The 13,731-nt window shown below is 72.7% G+C and carries 10 protein-coding genes; 5 read left to right on the top strand and 5 right to left on the bottom strand.

The window, feature by feature from the left end; all coding sequences use genetic code 11:
- Window positions 1-20: 20 nt before the first annotated feature.
- Together xylA and xylB are read right to left on the bottom strand one after the other, a co-directional pair.
- Window positions 21-1,178 carry a xylose isomerase gene (gene xylA / locus ACIWVC_RS03850; protein ID WP_396448547.1) on the bottom strand — a complete coding sequence of 386 codons (1,158 nt, stop codon included), beginning with the start codon at window positions 1,176-1,178 and terminating at the stop codon, window positions 21-23.
- 10 nt (window positions 1,179-1,188) lie between these two features.
- A complete protein-coding gene (xylB, locus tag ACIWVC_RS03845) occupies window positions 1,189-2,571 on the bottom strand; it encodes a xylulokinase (protein WP_396448548.1) in 1,383 nt (460 codons plus the stop codon).
- A gap of 89 nt (window positions 2,572-2,660) precedes the next feature.
- Here xylB and ACIWVC_RS03840 point away from each other — a divergent pair, with 89 nt between their 5' ends.
- Complete coding sequence (locus tag ACIWVC_RS03840) at window positions 2,661-3,866, top strand: ROK family protein (protein WP_396448549.1); 1,206 nt, start codon at window positions 2,661-2,663, stop codon at window positions 3,864-3,866.
- On the opposite strand, the gene ACIWVC_RS03835 is transcribed toward ACIWVC_RS03840, so the two are convergent.
- The 3 genes from ACIWVC_RS03835 to ACIWVC_RS03825 are packed head-to-tail and all read right to left on the bottom strand — an operon-like array spanning window position 3,863 to window position 8,828.
- Window positions 3,863-5,431, bottom strand: a complete 1,569-nt coding sequence (locus tag ACIWVC_RS03835) for a glycoside hydrolase family 43 protein (RefSeq protein WP_396448550.1) — start codon at window positions 5,429-5,431, stop codon at window positions 3,863-3,865. The genes ACIWVC_RS03840 and ACIWVC_RS03835 overlap by 4 nt on opposite strands.
- A complete protein-coding gene (locus ACIWVC_RS03830) occupies window positions 5,428-7,776 on the bottom strand; it encodes a glycoside hydrolase family 3 N-terminal domain-containing protein (RefSeq protein ID WP_396448551.1) in 2,349 nt (782 codons plus the stop codon). Before ACIWVC_RS03830 ends, ACIWVC_RS03835 begins: the two co-directional genes overlap by 4 nt.
- On the bottom strand, window positions 7,773-8,828 hold the full coding sequence (locus tag ACIWVC_RS03825; RefSeq protein ID WP_396448552.1) for a LacI family DNA-binding transcriptional regulator: 1,056 nt from the start codon (window positions 8,826-8,828) through the stop codon (window positions 7,773-7,775). Before ACIWVC_RS03825 ends, ACIWVC_RS03830 begins: the two co-directional genes overlap by 4 nt.
- 246 nt (window positions 8,829-9,074) lie before the next feature.
- Here ACIWVC_RS03825 and ACIWVC_RS03820 point away from each other — a divergent pair, with 246 nt between their 5' ends.
- The 4 genes from ACIWVC_RS03820 (at window position 9,075) to ACIWVC_RS03805 (ending at window position 13,418) form a co-directional block, all read left to right on the top strand.
- Entirely contained in the window at window positions 9,075-10,370 is a 1,296-nt protein-coding gene (locus ACIWVC_RS03820; protein ID WP_396448553.1) for an ABC transporter substrate-binding protein, read from the top strand.
- Window positions 10,367-11,359 carry a carbohydrate ABC transporter permease gene (locus ACIWVC_RS03815; RefSeq protein WP_396448554.1) on the top strand — a complete coding sequence of 331 codons (993 nt, stop codon included), beginning with the start codon at window positions 10,367-10,369 and terminating at the stop codon, window positions 11,357-11,359. Before ACIWVC_RS03820 ends, ACIWVC_RS03815 begins: the two co-directional genes overlap by 4 nt.
- Window positions 11,356-12,183, top strand: a complete 828-nt coding sequence (locus ACIWVC_RS03810; RefSeq protein ID WP_396448555.1) for a carbohydrate ABC transporter permease — start codon at window positions 11,356-11,358, stop codon at window positions 12,181-12,183. Before ACIWVC_RS03815 ends, ACIWVC_RS03810 begins: the two co-directional genes overlap by 4 nt.
- 143 nt (window positions 12,184-12,326) lie before the next feature.
- The gene (locus ACIWVC_RS03805) at window positions 12,327-13,418 is read left to right on the top strand and encodes a lytic polysaccharide monooxygenase (protein WP_396448556.1); all 1,092 of its coding nucleotides are present in this window, start codon (window positions 12,327-12,329) and stop codon (window positions 13,416-13,418) included.
- Window positions 13,419-13,731 lie beyond the last annotated feature (313 nt).

The raw sequence follows: 13,731 nt of genomic DNA, 5'->3' as shown, positions 1-13,731 counted from the left end.
CCCCCTGGGCCAACAGCGCCTTACCTCACTCCGTACAGGTGTTCCAGCGCCAGCTGGTCCAGGTGTTCGAAGGCGGTGCGGCGGGCGCCGAGGGTTTCGGCGTCGGCGGTGGCGCTGCGGACGGCGCGCCAGTCTTCGCCGTCGGCGAGGGTGGGCTGGGCGAGTTCGGCGACCTTGGCCTGGCGCAGGGCGTCCTGGACGTCGGGGTCGGCGCGGAACGCGCGGACCTTTTCGCGCAGGATGAGCCAGTTGCGCATGCAGGCGGCGGCCGATTCCCACACGCCTTCGTCGTCTTCGGTGCGCGGCGGCTTGAAGTCGAAGTGGATGGGGCCGTCGTAGTCGCTGTTCTCGATGAGGTCGACGACCCAGAACGCGCCGCGCGCGTTGCCGGCGCCGAAGCGGAGGTCCTGGTCGTAGCGGGGACCGTTCTGCCCGTTCAGGTCGATGTGGAAGAGCTTGCCCTGCCACAGCGCCTGGGCGAGTCCGTGGGCGTAGTTGAGCCCGGCCATCTCCTCGTGGCCGACTTCGGGGTTCAGGCCGACCTTGTCGGCGTGTTCGAGGGTCTGGATGAAGGCGAGGGCGTGGCCGATGGTGGGGAGCAGGATGTCGCCGCGCGGCTCGTTGGGCTTCGGCTCGATCGCGAAGCGCAGGTCGTAGCCCTGGTCGGCGACGTAGGAGCCGAGGACGTCGAACGCCTCCTTGTAGCGGTCCAGGGCGGCCCGGACGTCCTTGGCCGCGCCGGATTCGGCGCCTTCGCGGCCGCCCCAGCACACGTAGGTCTTGGCGCCGAGTTCGGCGGCGAGGTCCAGGTTGTCCATGACCTTGCGGAGCGCGAACCGGCGGACGTCGCGGTCGTTGGCGGTGAACGCGCCGTCCTTGAAGATGGGGTGGCCGAACAGGTTCGTGGTGGCGGTGGTGACGACGAGGCCCGTCTCGTCGAGGGCCTTGCGGAACGCGTTGATCTTCTCCTGCCGCTCGCCGGGCGAGGCGTCGAAGTCGAACACGTCGTTGTCGTGGAAGTTGACGCCGTAGGCGCCGATCTCGGCGAGCTTGCGGACGGCGCGGTCGGCGGGCATCGGCGGGCGGGTGCCGGGGCCGAACACGTCGACGCCCTGCCAGCCGACGGTCCAGATGCCGAACGAGAACCGGTCCTCGGGCGTGGGCGTGTAGTCGCTCATGGAATCCTCCTCAGATCTCCGGGGCGGAGTCGCGCAGCGCGGCGTAGCGCTCGCGGACCTCCGGCCCGGTGCGGTCGCTGGTGTGTTCGGTGGCGGGCGGCGCGGGCCATGCGGGCGGCTCGGGCGTTCCGGCGAGCGCCCACGCGGCCTGGCGGGCGGCGCCGAGCGCGACGTATTCGGCGGGCTCGGGCACGGTCACCGGCGTCCCGAAGATCGCGGGGGCGAGTTCCCGGACGGCGGCGGAGCGTGCGCCGCCGCCGATCAGCAGGGTGCGGTTGGGCCGGACGCCCTGCGCGGCGAGGTGGTCGACGGCGTCGGCGAGCGAGCACAGCAGCGCCTCGACCGCGGCCCGCGCCACGTTCTGCCGCGTCGCGTTGGCGGTGGTGAGGCCCGCGAGGACGCCGGTGGCGCCGGGACGGTCGGGGGTGCGCTCGCCGTCCAGGTAGGGCAGGAGGGTCACGCCGCCGGCGCCGGGCTCGGCGGCGAGGGCGAGGTAGGACAGCTCGTCCAGGGTGGCGCCGGTCATCGCGGCGGCGGAGGTGAGGATCCGCGCGGCGTTCAGGGTGCAGACGAGCGGCAGGAACCGGCCGGTCGCGTCGGCGAACCCGGCGACGAGGCCGGAGGGGTCGGCGGCGGGCTCGTCGGCGACCGCGAACGCCGTCCCGGACGTGCCGATCGACACGACGACGTCGCCGGGCCGCAGCCCGAGGCCGAGCGCGGCGCCCATGTTGTCGCCGGTGCCGGGGCCGAGCGCGGCGCCCCACGCCGTCTCGCCGACCTGCTCGCCGGGTGCGGCGACGCGCGGCGTCGCGGCGTCGCGGCCGAGCGCGGCGCGCAGGATGTCGGGCAGGTAGGCGCCGGTGGCGGGGGACCAGTACCCGGTGCCGGACGCGTCGCCCCGGTCGGTGACCGGGGCGGGCGCGCCGAGCCGCAGCGTCAGCCAGTCGTGCGGCAGCATGACCTGCTCGGTGCGCCGCGCGTTCGCGGGCTCGTTGTCGGCCATCCACCGCAGCTTGGTCACCGTGAAGGAGGCGAGCGGCACGCTGCCGGTCCGCTCCGCCCACGCCTTCGCGCCGCCGAGCTCCTCGACGAGCGCGCGGGCCTGCGGCGCCGAGCGGGTGTCGTTCCACAGCAGCGCGGGCCGGACGACGTCGCCGGCCTCGTCGAGCGCGACCATGCCGTGCTGCTGGGCGCCGACGGCGACGGCGTCGGCCCGCTCCAGCAGCTCGCGGACCTGGGAGAGCGCGTTCCACCAGTGGTCGGGGTGGCATTCGGTGCCGTCGGGGTGCGGCGCGGACGCCTCCGCGACCACGGTGCCGTCCGCCGCCCTGCACAGGAGGACCTTCGTCGACTGCGTCGAGGAGTCGACGCCCGCGACCAGGGTCTCGGCCATCCCGCCCCCTTTCGTAAAGAGCTTGGACTAATTAACGTAGCAGAGGGCCGCTGCCCTGCCTATAGTCGCGCTTCATTTAGGGTTATTTCATGACTAAGTCCGCGAACGCCCCCGTCCGGCACGCGACGATGCGCGAGCGGAACCTCGCCGTCGTCCTGGAGCACGTGGCCCGGCACCAGCCCGTGACCAGGGCGCGGCTCGCCGAGCTGACCGGCTTCACCAAGACGACCGTGTCCAACCTCGTCGCCCTGCTGGAGGGCGCCGGGCTGGTCCGGGACGGCGCGCCCGTGCACGAGGGGGAGCGCGGGCGGCCGGGCGTGGGCGTGTCCCTGCACGGCGACGGCGCCGCCGGGCTCGGCCTGGAGGTGAACGTGGACTACCTCGCCGCCTGCGTCCTCGACCTCGCCAAGCAGGTCCGCTACCGGCACGTGATCAGCTCCGACAACCGCGGCCGCGAGCCGGAGGCCGTCCTCGCCGCGCTGTCCGCACTCGCGGCGGAGGCGGTCGCGGCCGCCGCGGGGCAGGGCCTCACCGTCGCCGGCGCCGCGGTGGCACTGCCCGGCCTGCTGGACCGCGAGAACGGCGTGGTGCGCCGCGCCCCGAACCTCGGCTGGACGGACGTGCCCGTCACCGGCGCGCCCGGCCTCGCGGCGGCGCTGCCCGCCGAGTACGACAACGAGGCCAACCTGGCGGCCCTCGGCGAGCTGTGGTTCGGCGGCGGCGCCCGGTTCGGCGACTTCGTGCACGTGTCGGGGGAGATCGGGATCGGCGCCGGCATCGTCGTGGGCGGGCGGGTGTTCCGCGGCGCGCACGGCTTCGCCGGCGAGATCGGCCACCTGGTCGCCGACCCGTCCGGCCCGCCCTGCTCCTGCGGCGGGCGCGGCTGCCTGGAGCAGATCGCCGGTCAGGACGCGATGCTGCGCGCGGCCGGGCTGCCCGTGACGCGGCCGGCCGGCGGGCCGGAGGGCTCGGCCGGCCGGCTCGCCGAGCGGCTCGCCGCCGGCGACGCGGCCGCGCTGGACGCGGTGACCCGCGCCGGGCGGGCGCTCGGCGGCGCGCTCGCCTCGGTCGTCAACCTGATCGACCCGGACACGATCGTGCTCGGCGGCGTGTTCTCCCCGCTGGCGCAATGGGTGCGGCCACCGCTCCAGGACGTCCTCGCGAACGGCTCCGGCGCGCTCCGGCAGGGCGTGCCGCCGGTCGAGGTCTCCGGCCTCGCCGAGGGCGCCGCCGTCCTCGGCGCCGCCGGGCTCGTCGTGGAGCGCGTGATCGCCGACCCCGCGCTCCTGCTCTAGAGGGGCGTGTACTCGAACCAGGCGAAGTCGGCGTGGTTCGTGCTCGCCCGCCCGTTGGACGTGGCGTAGAGGCCGATGTAGGCGCCGGTGAAGCCGCCCGCGACCTGGCTGGTGAGGATGTCGCCGTCCACCGGCTCGCCGAGGGGCGTCCACGTCCCGGGCTCGGTGCTGTAGGACGCCCGGTACCAGCGCCCGTGCGCCTCGAAGCCGAGCTTGACCGGCCCCGGCGCGGCCGGTCCCCGCGCCAGCACCGTCTCGATGCCCTGCTCGCGCTTGATGAGGCGCAGCCCCATGCTCGTCGACACGAGCAGGACGTGGAAGTCGTTGTTCTGGACGAGCGCGAGCCCCGCCGCCTCCTCGTCGGCCGGCGCGAAGTCCAGCGCGGTGAACGCGGCGAAGTCGTGGTGCTGCTGGCGCCGCCCGACGAACGACGGGTTGGCGACGTCGGCGAGGCTCTCCGGGCGGACCCGCAGCCGCAGATGCCCGGGACGCTCGGTCAGGCTCCACCAGCGTTCCCGCGGCGTCCGCTGCATGTTCCAGACCGGGCCCAGCTCGGGGCCGTCGAACTGGTCGCACACCGGTGCGGCGGGCCACGGGTGCGGCGGCAGCGAGGGCGCGGGGGAGGTCGCCTGCAGCCGCCCGCCGGTGACCGGCCAGCCGTCCTCCCAGACGACCGGGGCCAGGAACGTCTCCCGGCCGAGGGCGCACCGGTCGCCGTGGTGCGGGCGCATGGCGAGCAGCACCATCCACCATTCGCCGCCGGGCGTGTCCACCAGGTCGGCGTGCCCGGCGCCGACCACGGGATGGCCGGCGCCGAGATTGCGGTGGGTCAGGATCGGGTTGCGGGGGTTCCCCTGGTACGGGCCGGTCACCTCGTCGGCCCGCGCGACCATCACGGCGTGGTCCATCGCGGTGCCGCCCTCGGCGGTGAGCAGGTGGTACCGGCCGTCGATCTTGTAGATGTGGGAGCCCTCCGACCAGATCGCCCCCTTGACCGCCCCGTCCCAGATCACGTGCTCGTCGCCGGTCAGCGCGAGCGCCTCCGGATCGAACTCGCGCAGCCAGATCTCGGTGTGCCCCTCGTACTTCCCGGTCAGCCGGGTGCCGGTGCACCACGCGCGGCCGTCGTCGTCGAAGAACAGCGACGGATCGATGCCGTCGCCGCCGAGCCGGTGCGCGTCCGACCACGGCCCGGCCGGATCGGACGCGGTCATCACGAAGTGGCCCGACCACTCCGCCCCGTCCACGAGCGTGCAGACGACGTAGAACGTGCCGTCGTGGTGGCGCAGGGTCGGCGCGTACAGGCCGCCCGACGCCGGCACGCCGTCCAGCGGGAGCTGCGAAGGCCGGTCGAGGGCGTGCCCGATCTGCCGCCAGTGCACCAGGTCGCGGCTGTGGAACACCGGCAGGCCCGGGAACCACTCGAAACTGGACGTCATCAGGTAGAAGTCGTCGCCGACGCGGCAGATCGAGGGGTCGGGGTGGAAGCCCGGCAGCACGGGGTTGCGGAACACCGGGTCGCCGGAGGCGGGCCTTCCGAACGCGGGGTCGCCTGGCAGGGTCAAAGCCGTGTCACCTCCACGGGGACGGTGAGGACTCGGTCGGCGCCGAGCTCCCGCACGGGGCCCTCCAGCGTGAAGGAGCCCTGCAGGGGCAGGTCGGCGCTGGACCGCCCGACCGCGACCTCGACCACGCCGGGCTCGACGATGCGCCGCAGGTCCGGCCCGGTGAAGGAGGTCCGGTCGGCGTGCACCTCGAACTCGATGCGGGCCGCCTCGCCGGGCTCCAGCCGGACCCGGGCCCACCCGGCCAGCCAGCGCGCTGGCCGCACCACGGACGCGACCGGGTCGGAGAGGTAGAGCTGGGCGACCTCGGTGCCCGCCCGGTCTCCGGTGTTGCGGACGACCGCGCTGACCGTGACCGACCCGTCGGTGGGGGCGCTCCCGCCGACCTTGAGGTCCTCGTACTCGAACGTCGTCCAGGTCAGGCCGTAGCCGAACGGGTAGAGCGGGACCGGGTCGACGGTGCTCCAGTCGTGCCCGCCGTCCATCGGGGACCGCAGGTAGGTGACCGGAGGGCCGGACGCGCGGCGCGGCACACTGATCGGCATCCGCCCGGACGGCTCGACCCGTCCGGCGAGGACGCCCGCGACCGCGCGCCCGCCCTCCTCCCCGGGGAAGAACGCCTGCACCACGGCGGCGGCCCGGTCCGCGAGGCCCTCGATGGCGTACGGGCGGCCGGTCAGCATCACCAGGACCGTGGGCGTGCCGGTGTCCAGGACCGCCTCGGCCAGCTCCGCCTGCCGGCCGGGCAGCGCGAGCGTCTCGACGTCGCACCCCTCGCCGGAGGTGCCGCGGCCGAACAGCCCCGCACGGTCGCCGAGCACGAGCACGCACACCTCGGCGTCCCGGGCCGCGGCGACGGCGGCCTCGATGTCGGCGTCGTCGGCGACGAACACGTCCTTCGAGCCCGCCACCCGGACGCCGGGCAGCTCGCCGCGCAGCGCGTCCGCCACCGACGGGATCTCCACGCCGAGCGACAGCTCGGGGTGCTGGCGGCCGACGTGGCTCGGAAACGTGTAGCAGCCCATCATCGCGAACGGGTCCTCGGCGAGCGGCCCCGTCACCACGACCCCGCCGCCGGAGCGCAGCGGCAGCACGCCGTCGTTGGCCAGCAGGACGACCGACTCCTCGGCCAGCCGCCGCGCGAGCGCGCGGTGCTCCGGCGGGTCGAAGTCGAGCACCGCGCGGTCCCCGCCGGCCCCGCCGCCGTTGGCGTCCGCGTCGCGGGGCGGCCCGTCGAGCAGGCCCAGCTCGGCCTTCATCGTCAGGACCCGGCCCGCGGCCCGGTCGAGCAGCTCCTCCGGCACGGCGCCCGACCGGACCAGCTCCAGCAGCGGCTCGCCGTAGCAGCGGACGGTCGGCAGCTCCATGTCGATCCCGGCGCGCAGCGCGAGCGCGCCGGCCTCGCCGCGCCCCCCGGCCACCCGGTGCCGGGTCTCCAGGAACGAGATGCCGAAGTAGTCGGAGACGACGAGGCCGGTGAAGCCCAGCTCCTCGCGCAGCAGCCCGGTCAGCAGCCGCTCGTCGGCGGCGGCGGGCATCCCGTCCACGTCGGTGTAGGAGTGCATCACCGAGCGGGCGCCGCCGTCGCGCAGCGCCATCACGAACGGTTCGAGGACGACGTCGGCGAACTCGCGCGGCCCGATCGGCGTCGGGGCCATGTTCCGGCCGGCGCGGGAGGCGGAGTAGCCGGCGAAGTGCTTCAGCGTCGTGATGATGCCGGACCGTTCCATGGCTCTCACGTACGCCGTGCCGAGGACCCCGACGAGATACGGGTCCTCGCCGATGCACTCCTCGGTCCGGCCCCAGCGGGCGTCGCGGACGACGTCCAGCACGGGCGCGAGGCCCTGGTGGACGCCGGCCGCTCGCATGCTGGACCCGATCGCGGCGGCCATCTCGGCGACCAGGTCGGCGTCGAAGGTGGCGCCCCACGCGGGCGGGCTGGGGAACACGGTGGCGCCCCACGTCATGAAGCCGTTGAGGCATTCCTCGTGCGCGATCGCCGGGATGCCGAACCGGTTGCCGGCGGCGACCATGCGCTGCAGCTCGCGGAGCCGCTCGGCGGCCTCGGCGGCCGGGACGGGCGAGGTGCCGAACACGCGGGTGAGCTGGCCGAGGCCGCGATCGATGACCTCCTCCAGGGCCGGGGCGGTCTCGTTCGAGTCGTCCTCCATCGGGGCCACGGGCTCGCCCGGTTCGGCGGGCATCGCCCAGTACCCGGCGAGCTGGCCCGCCTTCTCCTCCGGCGTCATCCGCGCCAGCAGGTCGGCGACCCGCTCGGCGACCGGAGACCCGGGGTCCTGCCAGGGCTCGCGGGTCGCGCTCGCGGCCGGGACGGCTTCGGTCATCGTTCCTCCGAGGGGGGCGGCGGTGCGGTGGACGCGCGGACACGCAGGTCGGTGGCCAGTTCCACGCGCGGGGTCAGCGGTGGCCGGCCGTCCAGCAGCTGCAGCAGGGTGCGGGCCGCGACGCGGCCCATCTCCTCCAGCGGCTGCCGGACGGTCGTCAGCGGTGGCGAGAGCCACTCGCAGGTGGGCAGGTCGTCGAAGCCGACGACGCTGAGGTCCTCGGGGATGCGCAGCCCGGCGATCCGGGCGGCCTGGTAGGCGCCCATGGCCTGCTCGTCGCTGCCCGCGAAGATCGCGGTCGGCGGCTCGGGCAGCTCCAGCAGCTCGCGGGTGCGGGCGAACCCGCCCCGGTGGTGGAAGTCGCCGTACCGGACGAGGTCCTTGTCGACCTCGATCCCGGCGCGCTCCAGCGCCGTGCGGTACCCGTCCACGCGGGCCTGGGTGCAGAGCATGTCGGCCGGGCCGCCGATCATCGCGATGCGGCGGTGGCCGAGCTCGATCAGGTGCTCGGTCGCGGCGAGGCCGCCGGCCCAGTTGGTGGCGCCGACGCTGGCGATCTCGGTGTCCGGCAGGTTCACCGGGTCGACCAGCACGAGGCCGACACCGGCCCGCTCCAGCTGCTCGCGCTGGCGGCGCGTCATCCGGGACGTGACCAGGATGACCCCGTCGCTGTGGTGCAGCGCGGGCAGGTTCTGCCAGCTCGGCGGCCGGGCGTCGTCGTCGCGCACCAGCGAGACGACCACGCCGATGCCGTGGTCGGCGCACTCGGCCTCCACGCCGCGCAGGATCTCGACCGCCCACGGGCTGTCCAGACCGGCGAGCACGAGGTCGATCAGGCCGGACCTGCGGGCCCGGCGGGAGCCGCCCGGGCCCGGGTAGTTGTGGGTGCGCAGGAGCGCCTCGACCCGCTCGCGGGTCGCGGCGGCCACGTCGGTCCGGCCGTTCAGGACCTTGGAGACCGTGGCGGGGGAGACCCCCGCCTTCGACGCGATCAGCGCCAGAGTGGGCCGGGACGGCGGATCCGGCGTCTCGTCGGTGGTGCGCACGGGCACGCTTCACTCCTCCCCGAGGAAACGATTGCGAACAGTATCGCAATGTTTCGCTCGCTCCTAGCCCCCGAGTCCGACTTCTCAACATTTCATTTAGGTCAACAGCCGCTGAGCCCTTGACCCTGGGGTGGGCCTTTCTTAGAGTTCCACCGCAACGGCAAGCTCGAAGAGTTTCGAAAAGCTTTCGTGGCGGGTCCCTCCCGCTCCGTCCCTCCCAGGCCAAGCCCACCCCCGATCCAGGAGGCCATCATGGGCATTCCACACCTGTCGCGCCGTTCGTTCCTCACCGCAGTCTCCGCGGGCGCCGTGGTGGTCACCGCAGCACCCTTCCTCGCCGCCTGCGGCGACTCCGGTTCGGGGAGCGACGGCAAGGTCACCATCGAGTGGATGGACATCGCGACCACCGAACCGTCCAAGACGCTCTACCCGCAGATCGCCAGGGCGTACGAGGCCGCGCACCCGAACGTCAAGATCAAGCTCACCAACCTGGAGAACGAGGCGTTCAAGTCGAAGATGACGGCGCTCACCGCCTCCGGCAAGCTGCCGGACATCTTCGTGACCTGGGGCGGGGGTGTGCTCAAGCAGCAGATCGACGCCGGTCTGGTCAAGGACATCACCTCCGACGGCTCCGCCATCCTGAACACGCTGACGCCGGTGTCGCAGAAGCCGTACCAGTTCGACGGCAAGACCTACGCCATCCCGTACGACATGGGCGGCGTCGGCTTCTGGTACAACAAGGCGCTCTTCAAGAAGGCCGGGGTCAAGGACGTCCCGAAGACCTGGTCGGAGTACCTGGACGCCGTCCGCAAGCTCAAGAGCGCGGGGATCACCCCGATCGCGATCGCCGGCAAGGACAAGTGGCCCGAGATGTACTACTGGGCCTACCTCTCGATGCGCATCGGCGGGCTGTCCGCGCTGCAGCAGGCCCAGGAGAACAACGACTTCAGCGGCGCCGCCTTCGTCTCCGCCGGCCAGAAGCTCAAGGAGCTCACCGACCTGGAGCCCTTCCAGAAGGGCTTCCAGAACGCCGGCTACGACACGCCCGGCGGGCAGGCCGCGACCATGGGCGCCGGCAAGGCCGCCATGGAGCTGATGGGGCAGTGGGCGCCCGCGGTGCAGAAGGACGCCTCCGGCAAGGACCTCGGCGACGACCTCGGCTGGTTCCCCTTCCCGAGCGTGGAGGGCGGCCAGGGCGCGGCGACCGAGGTGTTCGGCGGCGGCAACGGGCACGCGCTCAGCAAGGACGCCCCCAAGGAGGCCATCGACTTCCTGGCCTTCCTCGTGAACGACGAGAACGAGCGCAAGCTCGTCTCCTCCGGCGCGTTCATGCCGGTGGTCAAGGGCGCCGAGAGCGAGCTGGACAAGAACCGCAAGCTGGTCGCCGACGCGCTGAACAGCTCGACCGGGTTCCAGCTCTACCTCGACCAGGCGTTCCCGCCCGCCGTCGGACAGGAGGTCAATGACAGCGTCGCGGCGCTGATCGGCGGCAAGAAGACGCCCCAGCAGGTCACCGAGGCTGTCACCAAGGCGGCCAAGAGCCAATGACACTGTCCGCCACGACCGACAATCGGCCGCGGCACGCCTCGCGGGCCCCGCGCAAGCGGGGCCCCAAGGCGTCGATGGGGACGCGGATCCGCGGCTGGGCGTCCACCACCTGGTTCCTGCTGCCGGCGCTGCTGCTGTTCTTCTTCTTCGTCCTGATCCCGATCTTCGTCGCGTTCTACACCAGCTTCTTCAACTGGGGCGGCTTCGGCCCGCCCGACGACTTCGCCGGCCTCGGCAACTACCGCAAGCTCGCCGACGACCCGGTCTTCCGCGGCGACCTGTGGCGCGGCCTGCTGATCATCGTGTTCTCGATCGCCGTCCAGCTGCCGATCGCGCTCGGCACCGCCGTGCTGCTGAACCAGAAGATGCGCGGCCGGGCGGTGTACCGGGCGATCTTCTTCGCGCCCTACATCCTGTCCGAGGTCATCGCGGGCGTGCTGTTCGGCATCATCTTCCTGCCCGGCGACGGGCTCGCCGACAAGATCGTCGGCGACCTGCCGCTGCTCGGCGAGCTCGCCGGCAAGTGGTTCGCCGATCCCGACACCGCGCTGCCCACCCTGTTCGCGGTCATGACGTGGAAGTACTTCGGCTTCCACATGATGATCTACCTCGCCGGGCTGCAGGGCATCCCCTCGGAGGTGCTGGAGGCCGCCTCGATCGACGGGGCCGGCCCGTGGCGGCGGTTCCGCAGCGTCACGCTGCCGCTGCTCGCCCCGACCCTGCGGATCAGCGTGTTCCTGTCCGTCATCGGCTCGATCCAGCTCTTCGACCTCGTGTGGGTCACCACGACGGGCGGGCCGACGCACTCCACCGAGACGATGGCCGTCACCATGTTCCAGTTCGGCTTCAAGCGCTATCAGATGGGCTATGCGAGCGCGATCAGCGTGGCCATGTTCGTGATCAGCATGATCTTCTCCCTGATCTACCAGCGCTACGCGCTCCGCCGCGACCTGCAGGGCGCGGTCACCTCCGCGGGAGGCCGCCGATGAGAGCGACCATCGCGCGGAGCATGTCACGGCACGCCATGGTCTGGCTGCTCGGCTCCTTCATCGTCGTCCCGCTGCTGTACGCGGTGATCTCCGGGTTCAAGACCACCGGCGACCTCACCGCCAACCCGTTCGGCCTCCCGCACCCGTGGAAGGTCTCGAACTACACCGGCATCCTGGCGTCCGGCGACTTCTGGCGGCAGATCGGCAACAGCGTGCTGATCGCGGTCGCCACCACGCTGATCACCGTCGCGGTGGCGGCGCTGGCGGCGTTCGCGTTCGCCCGGTACGCGTTCCGGGGCCGGGAGTTCTTCTTCACGCTGTTCGCGATGGGGCTGATGTTCCCGCCCGCGGTGGCGGTGCTGCCGCTGTTCGTCCTGCTGCGCTCGTTCGGGCTGCTGGACAACCCGCTCGGCATCGTCCTGCCGCAGGCCGCCTTCGCGCTGCCCGTCACGATCATCATCCTGCGGTCGTTCTTCCGCACCATCCCGGCGGAGCTGGAGGAGGCCGCCATCATGGACGGCTGCAGCCGGTTCGGGTTCTTCTGGCGCATCCTGCTGCCGATGGCGCGGCCCGCCCTCGGCACCGTGTCGGTCCTCGCCATCGTGACGAGCTGGAACAACTTCTTCCTGCCGCTGCTGGTGCTGGCCGACCCGAAATGGCAGACGATCCCCGTCGGCATCCAGCAGTTCCAGGGCCAGTACTCGACGAACTACGCGCTCGTCATCGCCTACATTGTCCTGGCGATGGTCCCGGCGCTGGCGTTCTACGCCGTCGCCGAGCGCCAGCTGATCGGAGGGCTCACCGCCGGCGCGACGAAGGGCTGAGCGCCCGCCGCGGGACGGCCCGGACGACGCGTCCGGGCCGTATGGTCCTGTCCTCCCGGCCTCCGGATGAAAGGTTGAAAGGACCGTTCCGGGGTCCGGTGATCCGGAGCTAGCTTCCGGTTGGACAGGACTCTCCTCACCCCGTGGACGGGAGGACGATGGGCAAGCGAAGACGAAGGGCGCTGCTGGCGGGCGCGGTACTCGGCCCCGCCATGCTCGCCGGCGCCCTGCTGACGGCGGCGCCGGCGTCCGCGCACGGCGCGATGATGGTGCCGGGCAGCCGCACGTACCTGTGCTGGAAGGACGGCCTGACCGCCAGCGGCCAGATCGTCCCGCACAACCCGGCCTGCGCCGCGGCGGTCGCGCAGAGCGGCACGACGTCGCTGTACAACTGGTTCGCCGTGCTCCGCTCGGACGGCGCCGGCCGCACCCGCGGCTTCATCCCCGACGGGGAGCTGTGCAGCGGCGGCGCGGTCGTGTACGACTTCAGCGGCTACGACCTGGCCCGCGACGACTGGCCGGTCACGCACCTGACGTCCGGCGCGGACATCGAGTTCAGGTACAACAAGTGGGCGGCGCATCCGGGAACGTTCCGCACCTACATCACCAAGGACACCTGGAGCCCGACCCGCCCGCTCAGCTGGGACGACCTGGAGAGCGAGCCGTTCTACAGCGTCACCGACCCGCCGAGCGTCGGGTCGCCCGGCAACGAGGACGCCTACTACCACTGGAACGCCAGGCTGCCGTCCGGCAAGAGCGGCCGCCACATCATCTACACCGTGTGGCAGCGCTCGGACAGCAACGAGACGTTCTACGGCTGCTCCGACGTCGTGTTCGACGGCGGCAACGGCGAGGTGACGGGCGTCGGCGAGGGCGACGGAGGCGAGACCGAGCCGCCCACCGATCCCACCGACCCGCCCGGCACGCCGGGCATGGTCTGCACCGCCGAGTACACCTCCGTCAACAGCTGGGGCGGCGGCTACCAGGGCGAAATCAAGATCACCAACACCGGCACGCTGCCGATCAACGGCTGGATGGCCCACTTCACCTTCGCCAACGGTGAGACGGTCGGCAGCCTGTGGAACGGCACCTACACGCAGTCCGGTCCGGACGTCACGGTCAAGAACGCGAGCTGGAACGGCTCGCTGGCCGTCGGCGCCTCGACCAGCTTCGGGTTCACCGTCAACGCACCGAGTTCCGCGACGGACCTCGAACCCCACTGCATGACCTCCTGACAGCGAAGAAGCTCCCGACGAAGACACGGCCCGCGGCGTCCGACAGGGGACGCCGCGGGCCGCTCCCTTTCCCCGCCCCCGCCCGCCGGCCTCCGGCCCGTGAGCCGCGCCGAGCCCGCCCGTGAGGGCTCGTCGAGGTCACTCATGAAGGGGCGTTGAGGTCGCTCATGAAGGAGCGTTGAGGTCGCTCGTGGGGCGCGTCGAGGCCCGTCTGCCGGGCGAGCCGAGGCCGCGGCCCCGTGGGGCGCGCCGGCCCCGTGGGGCGCGTTGCGTCAGCCGCGGAACGAGCCGAGTCCGGATGCGGGGCGCGCCG

It is taken from the genome of Actinomadura sp. (assembly GCF_044508335.1).
In the GTDB taxonomy this organism is placed as follows: Bacteria; Actinomycetota; Actinomycetes; order Streptosporangiales; family Streptosporangiaceae; genus Spirillospora.
Note: the sequence above shows the minus strand (reverse complement) of the source record. Positions and strands in the feature narration are given on the sequence as shown.

Excerpts from the sequence above, each read along its gene's own strand:
- ACIWVC_RS03840 (WP_396448549.1), top strand. The coding sequence starts at position 2,661 with ATGACTAAGTCCGCGAACGCCCCCGTCCGGCACGCGACGATGCGCGAG.
- ACIWVC_RS03830 (WP_396448551.1), bottom strand. The coding sequence starts at position 7,776 with ATGACCGAAGCCGTCCCGGCCGCGAGCGCGACCCGCGAGCCCTGGCAG.
- ACIWVC_RS03815 (WP_396448554.1), top strand. The coding sequence starts at position 10,367 with ATGACACTGTCCGCCACGACCGACAATCGGCCGCGGCACGCCTCGCGG.
- xylB (WP_396448548.1), bottom strand. The coding sequence starts at position 2,571 with ATGGCCGAGACCCTGGTCGCGGGCGTCGACTCCTCGACGCAGTCGACG.
- ACIWVC_RS03810 (WP_396448555.1), top strand. The coding sequence starts at position 11,356 with ATGAGAGCGACCATCGCGCGGAGCATGTCACGGCACGCCATGGTCTGG.
- ACIWVC_RS03820 (WP_396448553.1), top strand. The coding sequence starts at position 9,075 with ATGGGCATTCCACACCTGTCGCGCCGTTCGTTCCTCACCGCAGTCTCC.
- xylA (WP_396448547.1), bottom strand. The coding sequence starts at position 1,178 with ATGAGCGACTACACGCCCACGCCCGAGGACCGGTTCTCGTTCGGCATC.